Genomic DNA, 14,628 nt, shown 5'->3' with positions numbered 1-14,628 from the left:
CAAGTCCGCCTTTGCGCCGGTTGCTGCGCCCGATGCCAGCGTCCTGATCCTGGGCAGCTTGCCAGGCGACGCATCGCTGAACGCGGCGCAGTATTACGCCCACCCCCGCAACGCTTTCTGGAGGCTGGTCGGCGCGGTTATCGGCGTGCCCGATCTTGCCGCGATGGCGTACGAATTGCGCTTGGCAGCGGTGCAGGATCAGGGGATCGCGCTATGGGACACGGTCGCTTCGGCCCGGCGCCAGGGCAGCCTCGACAGCGCGATCCGGGATGCCGCCGCTGCCGATCTGGCGGGACTGGTTGCGCGCCTCCCACTGCTGCGCGCCGTCGCCTTCAATGGCGCCAAGAGCGCGGCGACCGGCAGGCCCCTCTTGGCGGGGTCGAACCTTGCGCTGATCACGCTGCCGTCGAGCAGCCCGGCCCATGCCGCGCTGTCGTTCGAGGGCAAGCGCGAGGCCTGGCTGGCCTTGCGCGAATTTCTCCGCCCGCGCCCTTGCCCTTCCCGCGCGGCGCCGACATAGAATTCCCCATGAGCGACAAGTCCGACAAGAACTGGGCCGGCAAGGCCATCGCCGGGGCGGCGATCGGGTCGGCCGCCCTTGCCGCCGCGCTGCTCTATGCCGGCAAGCGCAAGACCGCAGCCGAACGCCACCGCCCGCGTCGTCCTGCCGACGCGCCCGAGACCGATTGATGGAGCCGCTGCGCGAGGTCGAGGGCCGGGCCATCCCGCTGGGCCGCAAGAACGTCGACACCGACGTGATCATTCCCGCACACTGGCTCAAGACAATCTCGCGAGAAGGGCTTGGCAAAGGTGCGTTCGAGACCTTGCGGACCGAGCCGGGCAACCTCTTCGACGATTCCCGTTTCGCCGGTGCGCCGATCCTGATCGCAGGTGACAACTTCGGCTGCGGTTCCAGCCGCGAACACGCCGCATGGGCCATGGCGGACCTGGGAATCCGGGCCGTGATCGCGCCGAGTTTTTCAGACATCTTCTCCGGCAACGCTTTCAAGAACGGGCTGCTGACGGTGGTGCTGCCGCAGGATGCGGTCGACCGCCTGCTGACGGTGGCAGAGACAGATCCCATCGCGATCGACCTCGAAAGCCAAACGGTAACGACCCCGTTCCAGGATCGCTTCAGCTTCGCGATCGACACGTTTCGCAAGGCCTGCCTCCTTGGCGGGCTCGACGAAGTGGGGATGACGATGAAGCGTATTGACGCGATTGCCGAATACGAACGCAAGATTGCGGGGACCCAGCCTTGGCTGGCGCGCGGGATGGCGGCGTGAAGACCCTGCGCAGCCATGCTGTGGGCGGCCCGGAAACGCTGACGCTGGACGAGGTTGCCGTGCCCGAACCGGGCCCCGGCCAGGTCCGTGTCGCGGTGCGCGCCTGCGCTATCAATTTTCCCGACACCATCATCATCCGCGACATGTACCAGATGAAGCCGCCGCGCCCCTTCGCGCCCGGCGGCGAGCTGGCCGGCGTGATCGAGGCCGTCGGCGACGGCGTCACAGATTGGCACGTGGGTGACCGGGTCATCGCCTCCACCGGGTTCGGCGGGCTGGCCGAAAAGGTCGTTGTCGATACGCGGCAGCTGTTTGCGATGCCCGCGGGCGCAAGCTTCGAAACGGGCGCATCGTTGTTCCTGACGTACGGGACGACGATCCACGGGCTCAAGGATCGCGGTCACCTCAAGGCCGGCGACACCTTGCTTGTTCTTGGCGCTGCCGGCGGCGTCGGCATTTCCGCGATCGAGCTTGGCAAGGCGAACGGCGCGCGCGTCGTCGCCGCGGTATCGAGCGAACAAAAGGCGGCGTTCGCACGCCAGTGCGGTGCGGACGAAACCGTCATCTATGGCCGCCCGCCCTTCGACAAGGAACAGTCGAAGGCGCTGGCCGAAGCCTTCAAGGCCGCGTGCGGGCCTGGCGGCGCCAACGTGATCTTCGACATCGTCGGCGGCGACTATTCCGAACCGGCGCTGCGATCGATCGCGTGGGAAGGCCGTTTCCTGGTGGTCGGCTTTCCGGCCGGAATCGCACGGCTGCCGCTCAACCTTACGCTGCTCAAGTCGTGCGATGTCTGCGGCGTCTTCTGGGGCGCCTTCGCGGCGCGCGAGCCGGCGCGAAATGCGGCGCATATCAAAGAGCTGTTCGCGCTCCTGAAGGATGGAAAGATCAACCCGCGCATCTCGGCGCGATACCCGCTTGAGCAAGGCGCTGAGGCAATCCGCGTCCTGCAGGACCGCGAGGCGGTTGGCAAAGTCGTCGTCACGATGGGAGACCAGTCATGAAAATGCTGCTTGCCTTGTCCGCACTCACGCTGGCGGGTGCCGCGTTTGCGGCGCCTGCACCGCACCTTTCCGCCGCGGGATCGACACCCGCCGACATCGTTGCCGCGCGCAAGGCCGGGATGATGCTGGCGGCCGCTTCCGCCGGCGGCCTTCGTGCCACGCTGTCCGGCGACAGCGTAAAGGGCGCCGCCTTCGCCGCCCGCGGTCTTGCGGCGTGGGGCCGCGCCATCCCGGGCCTGTTCCCGGCTTCGACCAAGGGCTTCATCGGCAGCCGTGCCAAGCCAGACATCTGGTCCGCGCGCGACGATTTCGAAGCCAAGGCGGCTGCGCTGGCCACCGCTGCCGACAAGCTCGCCGCCGCCGCCCAGGCCGATGACAAGGCCGCTGCCACTGCCGCTGCCGCCGAAATCGGTGGTGCCTGCAAGGCGTGCCACGATACCTACCAAGCGCCGCCGCCCCCGCGGCCCGCCACCTGAACGAGGACTCCGATGACCGATTTTCGTGACCGTGAGCGCGCCGAGGAAGCCAAGTTCGCGCATGACGAGGACATGGCCTTTCGTATCCACGCCCGCCGCAATCGCCTGCTGGGCATGTGGGCGGCCGAGCGTATGGGCCTGAACGCTGCAGAGGCGGACGCCTATGCCAAGTCGGTGGTCCAGGCCGATTTCGAGGAATCGGGCGACGAAGACGTGGTCCGCAAACTGCTTGGCGACCTGACGATGGCCGGCATCGACGCGGACGATGGCGAAGTTCGCGCCGCGCTGGAAGCGACCGAGGTCGAGGCCCGCCGCGCACTGATGGGCGGGGTCTAGGCCATGGCGATGGCCGCTGCCGAAATCGAGGCAATGATCGTGGCCGCGCTTCCCGGCGCCGCGGTGACCATCACCGACCTCGCCGGCGACGGCGACCATTACGCTGCCCACGTGATCGCCCCGCAGTTCGAAGGCATGGGCCGCGTAGCGCAGCACAAGGCGGTCTATGCCGCGCTTGGCGGGCGCATGGGGGGCGTGCTCCATGCCTTGCAACTGACCACGGCCGTGCCCACCTGAATCCTCGAAGCCGTCACGGCAAAGAAAGCACCCACCATGTCCGACGTCCCCGCGAATCCTGCCAGCGCCCGTATCGATCAGATCGTCAAATCCAACGACGTCGTCCTGTTCATGAAGGGCACGCCGCTGTTTCCGCAGTGCGGCTTTTCAAGCCGCGCAATCGCCATCCTGGAGCATGTCGGAGTGCCGTTCGAAAGCGTGGACGTGCTGCAGGACATGGAAATCCGCCAGGGCATCAAGGCCTATTCCGACTGGCCGACCATTCCGCAGCTCTACGTCAAGGGAGAGTTCGTTGGCGGCAGCGACATCATGATGGAAATGTACGAAGCCGGTGAACTGCACAAGCTGGTCGAGGATGTCCCCGGCGCGGCTAACTGAGCCGGTGTCTCGGGGGAGGCGGAGCCGCGGAGACGGTGCGGCCCCGCCTCGATACGAGACTGCTTTGGGGGTGCATAATCCAATGCACCGATCGTGCCAGTTTCACAAAATCATCGAAAATCAGCCAACGCCGCAGTGTTCGATGGTCGTGCCAGAGGCCCGTCCGTCAAGTTTCCCGACACTCGCGCGATGAGCGACACTGCCAGCGCCGACGTTTCGCCCGCCATCCCCGCCGCCACGCTGGTGGTTTTCCGCCGCGCGCCCGGAGGCGGGGCGCCCGAACTGTTGATGGTTGAGCGATCCTCGGCCCTGGTATTCGCCGGGGGTGCCGCCGTCTTTCCCGGCGGGCGGATCGACCCAGCCGATTTCGAGCTGGCCCGCACGCTTGGCGACGCAGACGAGGACGACCTGGCTGACAGCGCCGCGCGCATCGCCGCCATTCGTGAAACGTTGGAGGAAACCGGCCTCGTCACCGGGCTAACCGCCCCCGTCGATGCAGCCGCGGCGCGTGGCGCGCGTGCGCTTCTGGCCGACGTCGGCGAACTGGGCATCGTGCTGTCGGCCATGGACTGGACGCTCGATCTGCAGGCCCTGGTGCCTTTCGCGCGCTGGCGCCCCGATCATGCCGGCATGCGCAATTTCGACACCCGTTTCTACCTGACCGACCTTGGGAAAGGCGCGGTCGAGATTGCCGTCGACCGGACCGAAAACACGCACTTGTTCTGGGCTACCGCGCAAGGCGCCCTGGACCTTGCCGACGAGGGCCGCATCGAGGTCATTTTCCCGACGCGCCGCAACCTGGAACGGCTCGCGCAGTTCGGCGATTTCGCCGCTGCTCGCGCGCACGTGGCGCAGTATCCGTCACGGCTGATCACGCCGCAGGTCGTCACCAACGGCAAACAACGCCAGCTCTGCATCCCGGAAGATGCCGGCTACCCGGTCACCGCCGAACCCCTCGGTAGCGTGCGGCGGGCCTAGCCGGCGGCAAGCTGCGCGCGGGCTACGGCCTGGAGCGCCTTGGCCTGGTCGTCCGACAACCCCAACTCGTCGGCCGCGGTTTCCGCGGCGCCAAGGCTGGCCGGATCGATCCCGGTCAGCAGCCCGAAGGTCACCAGCGCCTCGAGGTAGTAGCCTGCGACGCTGGCGTGGTAGTGATCGTATGTCCACAGGTCGAGTTGCCCCGGGGCGATCCCGTCGTAGGGATTAGGGTCCGCGACGCCGCCTGCCATCGCGCGATTGAATGCCTGTCCGACCGGGATGATTCCGGCGATTCCCGGCACTTCGCGCACCGCGCGGTCCGACGCCGCGCGCAGGTCGAGCGCCATCTGCTCAATCGGCTTACCGCTCCACGGCTTACCGGGCTGGTAGACGAGGTCGGCGCGCGACCAGGTCGCCATCAGGTAAATCCGCACCGCCGGATTGCGCGCCTTGAGAAGCGCCACAATCTCGCGCAGCGCGGCGATCGTGCTGGCGGGGTTGCCTGGCGCCTTGGCATCCAGCGTGCTGAATTCCTGAAGGACGACAACATCCCATCTGCGATCGATCAGCTCCCGACGCTCAGCCAGATGGAATGCCAGCGATTTGCCGCCCTGCGTTTCCAGCGCGATCTTCATCGGCCGGTCAGCCTCGGCGGCAAAGCGGTTCACCAGCGCGGGCACGCCGCCATAGCCGCCGCCGGCAAGGTCGGTCACCGTGTCGGCGCGCCAGTTGCGCACCGCGGAGTGCGCGCCTTGTGTGAAGCTGTTGCCTACGAACAGCACTTGCAGCGGCGCCGCGACGGCGGCCGGCGTCGAGGCCGGCGGCGCTGCCGGAGCGCAATTGGCAACAGTCAGACAAGCGGCTGCAAGGACGGCGGCGAGCGCGCGGGGCGGTGTGGTCATCACTCAGAACTCCGTCGTGACCGAGGTGTACCAGTACCGGCCATAAGGCAGGTACAGCGACCCGAGATAGCCACTGGAGGTGAGCGGCGGCTTGGCATCGGTGATGTTGCGCACGCCCAACCGCCAGCGCATGTCGCCGCCCAGCGCGCGGTCGCGGATTCGCACCTGCGCATAGAGGTTGCCGGTGACCTGCGAATGGACCCGCCACGGGTTGCCGTTGACGTCGACGAAGCCGCGCTCGTCCACCGCCCCGGTGTAGCGCGCCAGCGCGCCAACTTGCACGTTGCCGAGCGACCACGTTAGCGACGCCGTGCCACGCCACTTGGGGCGGCCATCCGCCTCGATCAGGTCCTGCGTCTCGGGCAGCGGCGTGGCCGGGTTAATCTGGCCCGCATCGCGCGCTGCGATAAGCTGGTCGACCGCATCGCCGGGATCGCGCGAGAACTTCAGGAGCCGGCTGGCGTTGACCGCCAGCTCGAACTTGCCGACCGACGTGTGCGGCGTATCCCAGTAGAACCCGAAATCGATGCCACGCACGGTCTGGGGCTGCAGGTTGATGAACTGGTCGCGCACGGTGATGATCTGGCCCGCCGGCGCCAGGCCGCTGGCCGCGAAGAACGCCGCGTCATCTGCGTTGACCGGGGCGCGGATCACGTTCGGGTTTGACGAACCCTGCTGGCGCAGCAGGTAGTCGAGCGCGATGGCGGTATCGTTGCCCAGGATGCCGACGATGCCCTTCTGTTTGATCGTCCAGTAATCGACCGTGAAAGTCACCTTGCCGACGGAGTCGAAGAATTTCGGCGTCAGCACCGCGCCGAAGTTGGTGTTGGTGCTGGTCTCCGGCTTTAGGTTGGGGTTGCCCGAGACGCGGCGCGAGTAGCCGACGTTGTTGCCGCAGGCGGTGAAGTTCGCGATCCGTCCCGATCGCAGGTCCGCTTCGCAGCGATAGAAGTCCTGCGTGGTCGACAGGCGTGCGTATTCGACTGCGTTGACCTGCTCAAGGTTAGGCGCGCGGAACCCCTGCGAATAGGAACCGCGCAGGCGCAGCCCGTCGACGACGTCCCAGGCGGCGGCGACCTTTGGTTTCGCGACGCTGCCGAAATCGCTGTAATGCTCAAACCGGCCGGCCAGTTGCAGGTCGAAGCTGCGCATGAGCGGCACATGCATTTCGGGCGAGACGACCGGGACCGCCAGCTCGGCGTAGGCAGCCGCGACGGTTCGGGCGCCATAGGTATCGGGATTGTCGCTGACCGCGGCGGCATCACTGACCGTCACTTCGCCTGATACGGCATCGACGAACGGGCTCGACCCGTCGACCGCAGCGTCGCGGTCGTCACGCTGGGTCTCACGCCGCACTTCGCCGCCCAGCGCCATGCCGACCGGACCGGCGGGCAGCTCGAACAGATGGGAATTCGAGGCGCGGAAATCGCCCATCAGCAGCGTGGTCTTGCTGTGGCGCTTGAGCTGGAACCCGATCGCCTCCAGCGCCGCCGCCGAGCTGGGCGTGCAATCGCCGTAGCTGAGCTGGTTGAGGCAGCCGCCGTTGAAAGGGTTGTAGGCATCCGGGGTCGACAGCGCGAGGCTCTTCTGGAGGGCCGAACTGCGCACCGCGAACGAGCTGTCGTCCGCGGTTGCTTCGGAATAAGTCACCGCGCTGTCCCACTTGAAGCCAAGCGTGTCGCCCTTGAGGCCGACAAGCGCACGCAACTGCGACCCGGTCACGTTGACCGTCTGCGGCCCCGCGTCGACGAAGCGGTACGTGGACAGCAACACCGGAAGGCCGGCGGCGGGCACGTTCGTAAGTCCCGGCAAGCGGTTCGGATTCGGCTGACCGTTGATCGTGGTCGGTCCGAACGGATTGTAGTAATTGCTGGCGGGAATGTAGATCTTGTTGAGGTTGATGACCGCCGGCTGCAGCCGCTGCGTGTCGGAGTGATAATAGCCGAGCTCCCCGAACAGGGTCAGCCCGTCAGTCAGGTCGTAATGCCCGTTGGCAAAGGCGTTCACACGCTTGACCGCGGGCAGAACGGTGGTGCCGATTGCGGTGTCGTAGCGAAGATCGCGAAATGCACCGGTGGTCGCCAGCGCTGTGTTGACCAGGCACAGCCCGTTGCCAAGCTGGGCCGAACAGCCGCCCAGGCTGGTCGGGCGAATCGTGAACGAACCGGCAGCGGTCGTCAGGTTGGTGCTCCCCAGCCGCGGGCGGCCGCTGGTGACGGGCACCTGCAGCGCCGGCCAGGCGCCGCGGGTCGCGCGGCCGTCGGGCGTGGTCGAGCTGGCGAAAGCGGGATAATCGGCAAACAGAGGCCGCAGGTCTGCCGACGCGGTGTAGTCCTGGTCCGCCGCGTCGAGCGCCTCGCGCTGCGTGTACTCGACCGCCAGCGTGATGTTGCCGCGGCTGAAGTTCTTGCCCGCCAGCATGTTGGCCTGGAACTCGCTCAGGCTTGTTCCCTCGGCGAAGCCGTACTGCAGCTGGGTTCGGACGCCGTCGTAATTGTCCTTGAGGACGGTGTTCACCACGCCGGCAACCGCATCCGAGCCATAGAGCGCGGCGGCGCCGTCGAGCAGGACCTCCAGCCGCTGCAGCCCGGTGGTGGGAATGGCGTTCGAATTGTAGCTTAGCACCGGGACCGTGCCGGTGTCCGAAAGTCCTTGGCTGGCCGGGTGCGTCACCACGCGGCGGCCGTTGAGCAGTACCAGCGTGTTGCCGACGCCGAGCGAGCGCAAGTTGACCGAGCCGACATCGCCGCGCGCAGCGTTGCTGGTCTGCGCGTTATTGCCCGGGTTGAACGTAACGTCGCCCATCTGCGGGATCGAGCGAATGAGTTCGTCACCGCTGACCGCGCCGATGGCGTCGATCTTGTTGGCATCGGCTACCACGACCGGCAGCGCGTCGGTCACCTTGGCGCCGACGATGCGCGAGCCGACGATAACGATGCCTTCGGCAGTCGCGGCATCGCTGGCGCTGGCGGCAGGATCGGCAGTGGGCGCCGCTTCGGCGGGAACCGGCGCGGCGTCCTGCGCCATGGCGGGCGCGGCCAGTGCCGCGGTCAGCGCGGTTCCGGCCAGGAGCACCAGCTTGATCGGAGTAACGGACATCTATTCTCTCCCTAGAAGTCTTATTGTTTCGATATCTTGCGGCTCAGTCGGCCGGTGCCCCGCGTTCGGGCACGCACATCGCCTCCGCGCCCAGCGGCTCGCCGCGGTTGAGCGCGCGGCCCAGCGCGGCCCGGTCAAGCTGGCCTTCCCAGCGCGCGACCACGATCGTGGCGATCGCGTTGCCGATGAAATTGGTGATCGCCCGGCACTCGCTCATGAAGCGGTCGACGCCGAGGATCAGCGCCATCCCCGCGATCGGGATCGACGGCACGATCGACAGCGTCGCGGCCAGCGTGATGAAGCCCGCGCCGGTGATGCCGGCCGCGCCCTTGGAACTGATCATCGCGACCAGAAGCAGCGCCACCTGCTCGCCCAGCGGCAGGTCGATGTTCATGGCCTGGGCGATGAACAGCGCCGCCAGCGTCATGTAGATGTTGGTACCGTCGAGATTGAACGAGTAGCCTGCCGGTACGACCAGCCCGACCACCGCCTTGGGGCAGCCGGCGCGCTCCATCTTCTCTAGCAGGCGCGGCAGCGCCGCCTCCGACGACGAGGTGCCCAGCACCAGCAGAATCTCTTCCTTGAGGTAGGCGATCAGGCGCAGGATCGAAAAGCCGTTCGCCCAGGCGATCGCCCCCATCACCACGAGAACGAACCCCGCGGAGGTGACGTAAAACGTCAGCACCAGCTTGCCGAGCGCGAGCAGCGAACCGATGCCGTACTTGCCGATGGTGAAAGCCATCGCGCCGAAGGCACCGATCGGCGCCGCGCGCATCACCAGTGCCACCAGCTTGAACACCACCACCGCGATCGTTTCCAGCCCGCGGGTCACTGCTTGCCCGGCAGGACCGCTGGCCATCAGCGCCAGCCCGGTCAGGACCGCGACCAGCAGCGTTTGCAGGATCGATCCTTCGGTCAGCGCCGACAGCATCGTGCCGGGAATGATGTCGAGCAGGAATCCGGTGATGGTCGCCGCTTCGGCCTTGTGAGCATAATCGCTGACAGCGCCGGCATCCAGCGTGGCCGGATTGATGTTCAGCCCCGACCCCGGGTGGACGACGTTGGCGACGACCAGCCCCACAACCAGGGCGAACGACGATACGACCAGGAAGTACGTGAAGGCCTTGGCGGCAACGCGGCCCAGCGCACCGGCGCCGCTCATGTTGGCGACCCCGGTCGCAATCGTCAGGAAGATCACCGGCGAGATCACCATCTTGACAAGCTTCACGAAGCCATCGCCCAGCGGCTGGAGCGCCGCCCCAGTCTGCGGCCATAGCGCGCCGATCAGGACGCCGAGCGCGATGGCCACCACGACCTGCACGTAGAGGTGGCGCGACCAACGCACGGCCGCCGCGCCGGACGCCGGCTCGTTCATGGTCTGCAGGTCACCCTTCATGCTCTTCCCGATCGCTTGTCGTTATTGCGGCCGGGGTGAAGCCACGCCGCCGCACTGTCAACGCTTCCTACGACAGGGTTCAGATGCTTGATTTTGCTCACCTTTTATTTTCGCCAAGCAATGTTGCTTGCCTCTATGTCGGTAATGTCTGACAGTTGTTTCGCCCACATGTCAGGAAATCATGACAATCCTACCTCGGAGATTCGAACGTCCTGTCGCCGTCCTGGCGGCGTTGACGCTGGCCCTTTTTGCCGCCGGCGCGTTCACGGCCGAGCGCTGGGCCCAGCGCGCGGCCGAGGCCGAAGGCCTGCGCGAGGCGCACGAGCTTTCGGTCACCAACGCCGCGCTCTTCGACAGCGAATTGCAGAAGTTTCGCCTGCTCCCCACCGTGCTGGCGCAGTATCCCGACGTCGTCCGGCTGCTGGGATCGGCGGGCGGGTCACCCGCGGCGGTCAACGCCCAGCTTGAGCTCCTGGCGCAGCGAACCGGCGCCGCGGCGATCTATGTGATCGAACCCCGCGGACGCACCTTGAGCGCCAGCAATTGGCGCACCCCTGCCAGTTTCGTCGGCCAGAACTACGCCTTCCGGCCCTATTTCAACGACGCGATACGCCGCGGCAATGCCGAGGTATTCGCGCTGGGCACCGTCAGCGGGCGCCCGGGCCTGTTTATCGCCAGCCGCGTCGGCGACGCCGCCGCGCCCGCCGGCGTGATCGTCGTCAAGATCGAATTCGACCGTATAGAGCGCGCCTGGGCGGCCCAGAAGGGCACCAGCTTCGTTTCCGACCGGCACGATATCGTCATCGTCAGCGGTCGGTCCGACTGGCGCTTTCACACCCTGCGCCCCCTTCCCCCGGCAGAGCGCGCCGCGATCGAGCGTGCGCGCCTGTTCGACGCCAGCCCGCTTGCCCCCCTGCCCGCTGCGCTGACGGCCGACGGCGCGCGCAGCGGCGGCGTTCGCTATGCCCGGGCGGTGACGCCGCTGACGCTGGCAGGGGCACGGCTCGATGCCCTGGTTCCCCTCCAGGGCGCGCTCCAGGCGGCACGAGCGCGCGCGGCGATCGCGGTATTGATGCTGCTGGCCGCCCTCGCCGCGGTGGCGCTGTGGTTCGTGCGCCAACGCGAGCGGCTGGCCTTGCAGCGCGCGGCGCAGCGCGAACTGGAAGCCCGCGTGGTCGAGCGGACCGCCGAGCTGCGCGATGCCAACGACGCGCTGAGGCAGGAAGCCGCGCTGCGCCGCAGGTCCGAAGAACGCTTTCGCCAGTCGCGCGAGGAACTGGCGCAGGCCAACCGGCTTGCTACGATGGGCCAGGTTTCGGCCGGTGTCGCGCACGAGATCAACCAGCCGGTGGCGGCGATCCGCACGTTCGCGGAAAACGCGCGCGCTTTCCTGTCCTCGGGCGCGGTCGATCGCGCCGGTGGCAATCTCGACCAGATCGTTTCGCTGACCCAGCGGATCGGCCGGATCACCGGCGAACTTCGAAGCTTTTCGCGGCGGCGCACGCTGCCCACCGGGCCGGTCGACCTGGCCGAGGGCGTCGCCTCGGCACTGTTGCTGGTTCAGTATCGCGCCACCGGCACCGGCACCGTGATCGACAATGCCATCGCCGCGGACGTGCCGCGCGTGGTCGGTGACCGCGTGCGGATAGAGCAGGTGTTCGTCAATCTGGTGCAGAACGCGCTCGACGCCGTCGCCGGCGTAACCGAACCCGTCATCGCGATCCGCCGGGTCGCGAGCGCGGATGACACCTTGACGGTTGAAGTGGCGGACAATGGCCGCGGTATTCCTGACGATATAAGAGACCGCCTGTTCACCCCTTTCACCACCGGCCGCGACGACGGACTGGGATTGGGCTTGGCGATTGCACGCGATATCCTGCGCGAGTTCGGCGGCGACCTGGCGCTGCACGCCACGGGTGCGAACGGCACCCGCTTTCATGTCACCCTGAGGACCGTATGAGCACCGATCTGGAAACTGCGCCGGTCATCCTCGTCGACGACGACGATTGTTTGCGCGAAGCGACGGTCCAGGCGCTCGAACTCGCCGGACTTGCGGTCCAGGGCTTCTCCGGCGCGGCGCGGGCGCGCGCCAGGATCACGAGCGCGTTCGCAGGCTGCGTCGTCACCGACATCCGCATGCCTGGCATGGACGGGCTTGAACTGGCGGCAGCGCTGCGGGCCGTGGATGCGGAAATCCCGGTCATCCTAGTTACCGGTCACGGCGATGTCGCGATGGCAGTCGCCGCGCTCAAGGACGGGGCGTTCGATTTTCTTACCAAGCCGTTCTCCAGCGATGAGCTGGTGGCTTCGGTGCGCCGGGCCCTCGCCTCGCGCGCACTGGTGCTCGAAAATCGTGAGCTTCGCCGGCAGGCGAGTGTCAGCGGGGAAGAGATCGTAGGCACGTCGGCAGCGATGGACGTGCTGCGCACCCGCGTCGGCCAGATCGCTATGCTCGACCTCGACGTGATGATCGAAGGCGAGGGCGGGACGGGCAAGGAAACGGTTGCGCGCGTCCTTCACCGCCGTTCGCCGCGGGCCCTTCGGCCGTTCGTGGCGGCGCGCTGTTCGGCGCTGGGCGACGGCCTTTTCGCGGCCGAGCCGGGCGGCGCTGGACTGATCGACAGCGCGGCCGGCGGCACACTGTTCCTCGACGAGATCGAGGCCCTTCCCGCGCCTGCCCAGGCGCGCCTGATCGCGTATCTGGACACGCGCGATGCGAGTCCCGACGCTGCCGATCGCTTCGCACGCGTGGTCGTCGCCAGCCGCGCGCCGCTGGACGAGGCGATGCGCGGCGGCGTCCTGCGCGAGGATCTGTTCTACAAGCTGGCCGTAGTGCGGCTGCGGATTCCCGCGCTGCGTGAACGGCGCGACGACATCCCCCTGCTGTTCGCGCGCTTCGTCGGCGAGGCGATGGACAAGACGCGCCGCCAGCGTTTCGCCCTCAGCTCCGCCGAACGCCGCCACCTGCTGGAGTACGATTGGCCCGGCAACGGGCGCGAACTGCGCAATTTCGCCTATTCCGCAGTCCTCGGGCTGGCGCGCGGAGGAGTGCCGGTCGGCGAGCGCGGGGCGCCGCCGCTGGCCAAGCGCATGGCCGCGTTCGAACGGACGTTGATTGTCGAGGCGCTGGAGGCCGCCGAGGGCAGCGTATCCGCAGCGTGCAGCGAACTAGGGGTTTCCCGCCAGACGCTGTACGAAAAGATCGAGCGCCACCGCATCGAGCTGGCCGGCCTCAGGCAACGGCGCTGAAACCTGGCGCGCCCGGCAGGACTCGAACCTGCAACTCCAAGCTTAGAAGGCTCGTGCTCTATCCAGTTGAACTACGGGCGCGTCGGCGCCGCCTTAGGGCACTTTGCGAAGCGCGCAAACCGGGTTAGGTCGCGGCCATGAACAGGGCCCTTCACGCGATTGACGGAGTGGACGGCGCACGCCGCCATTTCCGCTATTTCGATTTCATCATGGCGGCGTTCGTCGCTATATTGCTGCTGTCGAACCTGATCGGCGCGGCCAAGCTGGCGGCGGTGGGCGGCTACACATTCGGCGCGGGCATCCTGTTCTTCCCGCTGTCCTACGTCATCGGCGACGTACTGACGGAGGTTTACGGCTATGCCCACGCGCGGCGGTGCGTGTGGGCAGGCTTCGTCGCGCTGCTGTTCATGGCCTTCATGAGCTGGGTGGTGGTGAAGCTTCCGCCGGCTGATGGCTGGCAGGGGCAGGCGGCTTACGAAAGCGTGTTCGGCAACACCTGGCGGATCGTCGCGGCATCGGTGGTGGCATTCTGGGCCGGGGAATTCGTCAATTCCTTCGTGCTGGCGAAGATGAAGATCCTAACCGGCGGCCGCAAGCTGTGGACGCGTACAATTGGTTCAACCTTGTTCGGACAGGCGGTCGACAGCGCGATTTTCTACCCGCTCGCGTTCCTGGGAAACTGGACCACGGCACAAGTGCTGACCGTGATGGTCACTAACTGGTTGCTGAAGGTATTGTGGGAGGCGCTGCTGACGCCGGTGACCTACGTGGTGGTCGGCTGGCTCAAGCGGCGCGAGGGGGTCGACGTGTTCGACCGGGGGACGGACTTTTCGCCATTCGCGAAGGCGCCATCGGCCTGAGGGGTTGGGGCCCCGCCGCATCAGCGACGGGGCCTCACCGGCGAGGTCAATCGGCGATGAGGCCGATTGCAATGTAGACGACGACCAGCGAGCCGAAGCCCAGCAGTGCGCCGGCTACGAAGCCGAGGCGGACCAGCGTGGCATCAATGCCGAAGTGATCGGCGATGCCCGCGCAGACACCCATCATCTTGCCGTTCGCCTTGTCCAGGCGGAAGCCCGAGGGTGCGGGCCGAACCGCGTCGCGGCGGTCGAGCGCGCTCACGAAACGGCGCTCACATAGGCAGTCTTGGCCTGGGCATTCGACGGCACGGCGACGGTGCCGGCGATCAGGACCAGCGACAGCGCGAAAGCCGAAGCGGCGGCGGCGAGGCCCTTGGTGGCATTCGAAAAAGCAGACATTTGATTTCCCCTTCTGGTTCGGTCCGCG

General features: G+C 67.1%; 17 protein-coding genes and 1 tRNA gene. 12 read left to right on the top strand and 6 right to left on the bottom strand.

Features of this window, described 5'->3' with window-relative positions; translation table 11 throughout:
• The first annotated feature begins 58 nt into the window (after positions 1-58).
• From ACOYW6_RS03040 to ACOYW6_RS03000, 9 genes are all read left to right on the top strand, one after another.
• Positions 59-520: a DNA-deoxyinosine glycosylase gene (locus tag ACOYW6_RS03040; protein ID WP_423142347.1), complete on the top strand. Its 462-nt coding sequence runs from the start codon at positions 59-61 to the stop codon at positions 518-520.
• An 8-nt stretch (positions 521-528) separates the two neighbouring features.
• Entirely contained in the window at positions 529-690 is a 162-nt protein-coding gene (locus ACOYW6_RS03035; RefSeq protein ID WP_423142346.1) for a hypothetical protein, read from the top strand.
• A complete protein-coding gene (gene leuD, locus ACOYW6_RS03030) occupies positions 690-1,286 on the top strand; it encodes a 3-isopropylmalate dehydratase small subunit (protein ID WP_423142345.1) in 597 nt (198 codons plus the stop codon). Before ACOYW6_RS03035 ends, leuD begins: the two co-directional genes overlap by 1 nt.
• On the top strand, positions 1,283-2,290 hold the full coding sequence (locus ACOYW6_RS03025) for an NADPH:quinone oxidoreductase family protein (RefSeq protein WP_423142344.1): 1,008 nt from the start codon (positions 1,283-1,285) through the stop codon (positions 2,288-2,290). The genes leuD and ACOYW6_RS03025 overlap by 4 nt, the downstream gene beginning before the upstream one ends.
• Positions 2,287-2,766 (top strand): cytochrome c, encoded by a 480-nt coding sequence (locus tag ACOYW6_RS03020; protein ID WP_423142343.1) that lies wholly within the window; start codon positions 2,287-2,289, stop codon positions 2,764-2,766. The genes ACOYW6_RS03025 and ACOYW6_RS03020 overlap by 4 nt, the downstream gene beginning before the upstream one ends.
• 12 nt (positions 2,767-2,778) lie before the next feature.
• On the top strand, positions 2,779-3,102 hold the full coding sequence (locus ACOYW6_RS03015; RefSeq protein WP_423142342.1) for a DUF1476 domain-containing protein: 324 nt from the start codon (positions 2,779-2,781) through the stop codon (positions 3,100-3,102).
• 3 nt (positions 3,103-3,105) lie between these two features.
• A complete protein-coding gene (locus tag ACOYW6_RS03010) occupies positions 3,106-3,339 on the top strand; it encodes a BolA/IbaG family iron-sulfur metabolism protein (RefSeq protein ID WP_423142341.1) in 234 nt (77 codons plus the stop codon).
• 36 nt (positions 3,340-3,375) lie between these two features.
• Positions 3,376-3,717, top strand: coding sequence for a Grx4 family monothiol glutaredoxin (gene grxD / locus ACOYW6_RS03005; RefSeq protein ID WP_423142340.1), 342 nt, complete (start codon positions 3,376-3,378; stop codon positions 3,715-3,717).
• A gap of 189 nt (positions 3,718-3,906) precedes the next feature.
• Positions 3,907-4,695, top strand: a complete 789-nt coding sequence (locus tag ACOYW6_RS03000; protein ID WP_423142339.1) for an NUDIX hydrolase — start codon at positions 3,907-3,909, stop codon at positions 4,693-4,695.
• Here the strand turns inward: ACOYW6_RS03000 and ACOYW6_RS02995 are convergent.
• Genes ACOYW6_RS02995 through dctA form a run of 3 tightly spaced genes read right to left on the bottom strand, consistent with a single transcriptional unit; the run spans position 4,692 to position 10,092 of the window.
• Complete coding sequence (locus tag ACOYW6_RS02995) at positions 4,692-5,597, bottom strand: DUF4886 domain-containing protein (protein ID WP_423142338.1); 906 nt, start codon at positions 5,595-5,597, stop codon at positions 4,692-4,694. The genes ACOYW6_RS03000 and ACOYW6_RS02995 overlap by 4 nt on opposite strands.
• 3 nt (positions 5,598-5,600) lie before the next feature.
• Positions 5,601-8,696, bottom strand: coding sequence for a TonB-dependent receptor domain-containing protein (locus ACOYW6_RS02990; protein WP_423142337.1), 3,096 nt, complete (start codon positions 8,694-8,696; stop codon positions 5,601-5,603).
• A 43-nt stretch (positions 8,697-8,739) separates the two neighbouring features.
• Positions 8,740-10,092: a C4-dicarboxylate transporter DctA gene (gene dctA / locus ACOYW6_RS02985; protein WP_423142336.1), complete on the bottom strand. Its 1,353-nt coding sequence runs from the start codon at positions 10,090-10,092 to the stop codon at positions 8,740-8,742.
• A 232-nt stretch (positions 10,093-10,324) separates the two neighbouring features.
• On the opposite strand from dctA, the gene ACOYW6_RS02980 reads away from it, so the two are divergent.
• Positions 10,325-12,052 carry a sensor histidine kinase gene (locus tag ACOYW6_RS02980; protein WP_423142335.1) on the top strand — a complete coding sequence of 576 codons (1,728 nt, stop codon included), beginning with the start codon at positions 10,325-10,327 and terminating at the stop codon, positions 12,050-12,052.
• Complete coding sequence (locus ACOYW6_RS02975) at positions 12,049-13,341, top strand: sigma-54-dependent transcriptional regulator (protein ID WP_423142334.1); 1,293 nt, start codon at positions 12,049-12,051, stop codon at positions 13,339-13,341. Before ACOYW6_RS02980 ends, ACOYW6_RS02975 begins: the two co-directional genes overlap by 4 nt.
• Positions 13,342-13,345: 4 nt before the next feature.
• Here ACOYW6_RS02975 and ACOYW6_RS02970 read toward each other — a convergent pair.
• Positions 13,346-13,422: transfer RNA gene (locus ACOYW6_RS02970), tRNA-Arg, on the bottom strand.
• Positions 13,423-13,478: 56 nt separating this feature from the next.
• Between ACOYW6_RS02970 and ACOYW6_RS02965 the strand changes: the two genes are divergently transcribed.
• Positions 13,479-14,201 (top strand): queuosine precursor transporter, encoded by a 723-nt coding sequence (locus ACOYW6_RS02965; RefSeq protein ID WP_423142333.1) that lies wholly within the window; start codon positions 13,479-13,481, stop codon positions 14,199-14,201.
• 46 nt (positions 14,202-14,247) lie between these two features.
• On the opposite strand, the gene ACOYW6_RS02960 is transcribed toward ACOYW6_RS02965, so the two are convergent.
• Together ACOYW6_RS02960 and ACOYW6_RS02955 are read right to left on the bottom strand one after the other, a co-directional pair.
• A complete protein-coding gene (locus tag ACOYW6_RS02960) occupies positions 14,248-14,463 on the bottom strand; it encodes a PspC domain-containing protein (protein WP_423142332.1) in 216 nt (71 codons plus the stop codon).
• Positions 14,460-14,600, bottom strand: coding sequence for a hypothetical protein (locus ACOYW6_RS02955; RefSeq protein ID WP_423142331.1), 141 nt, complete (start codon positions 14,598-14,600; stop codon positions 14,460-14,462). The genes ACOYW6_RS02960 and ACOYW6_RS02955 overlap by 4 nt, the downstream gene beginning before the upstream one ends.
• Positions 14,601-14,628 lie beyond the last annotated feature (28 nt).

This window comes from Parablastomonas sp. CN1-191 (genome assembly GCF_049354825.1).
In the GTDB taxonomy this organism is placed as follows: Bacteria; Pseudomonadota; Alphaproteobacteria; order Sphingomonadales; family Sphingomonadaceae; genus Novosphingobium.
Note: the sequence above shows the minus strand (reverse complement) of the source record. Positions and strands in the feature narration are given on the sequence as shown.

What these genes read in the sequence shown, in the direction of transcription:
- ACOYW6_RS03020 (WP_423142343.1), top strand. Translation starts at nt 2,287, where the DNA reads ATGAAAATGCTGCTTGCCTTGTCCGCACTCACGCTGGCGGGTGCCGCG.
- ACOYW6_RS03010 (WP_423142341.1), top strand. Translation starts at nt 3,106, where the DNA reads ATGGCGATGGCCGCTGCCGAAATCGAGGCAATGATCGTGGCCGCGCTT.
- ACOYW6_RS02955 (WP_423142331.1), bottom strand. Translation starts at nt 14,600, where the DNA reads ATGTCTGCTTTTTCGAATGCCACCAAGGGCCTCGCCGCCGCCGCTTCG.
- leuD (WP_423142345.1), top strand. Translation starts at nt 690, where the DNA reads ATGGAGCCGCTGCGCGAGGTCGAGGGCCGGGCCATCCCGCTGGGCCGC.
- dctA (WP_423142336.1), bottom strand. Translation starts at nt 10,092, where the DNA reads ATGAAGGGTGACCTGCAGACCATGAACGAGCCGGCGTCCGGCGCGGCG.
- ACOYW6_RS03015 (WP_423142342.1), top strand. Translation starts at nt 2,779, where the DNA reads ATGACCGATTTTCGTGACCGTGAGCGCGCCGAGGAAGCCAAGTTCGCG.
- ACOYW6_RS02990 (WP_423142337.1), bottom strand. Translation starts at nt 8,696, where the DNA reads ATGTCCGTTACTCCGATCAAGCTGGTGCTCCTGGCCGGAACCGCGCTG.
- ACOYW6_RS03000 (WP_423142339.1), top strand. Translation starts at nt 3,907, where the DNA reads ATGAGCGACACTGCCAGCGCCGACGTTTCGCCCGCCATCCCCGCCGCC.
- ACOYW6_RS03035 (WP_423142346.1), top strand. Translation starts at nt 529, where the DNA reads ATGAGCGACAAGTCCGACAAGAACTGGGCCGGCAAGGCCATCGCCGGG.
- ACOYW6_RS02965 (WP_423142333.1), top strand. Translation starts at nt 13,479, where the DNA reads ATGAACAGGGCCCTTCACGCGATTGACGGAGTGGACGGCGCACGCCGC.
- ACOYW6_RS02975 (WP_423142334.1), top strand. Translation starts at nt 12,049, where the DNA reads ATGAGCACCGATCTGGAAACTGCGCCGGTCATCCTCGTCGACGACGAC.
- grxD (WP_423142340.1), top strand. Translation starts at nt 3,376, where the DNA reads ATGTCCGACGTCCCCGCGAATCCTGCCAGCGCCCGTATCGATCAGATC.
- ACOYW6_RS02995 (WP_423142338.1), bottom strand. Translation starts at nt 5,597, where the DNA reads ATGACCACACCGCCCCGCGCGCTCGCCGCCGTCCTTGCAGCCGCTTGT.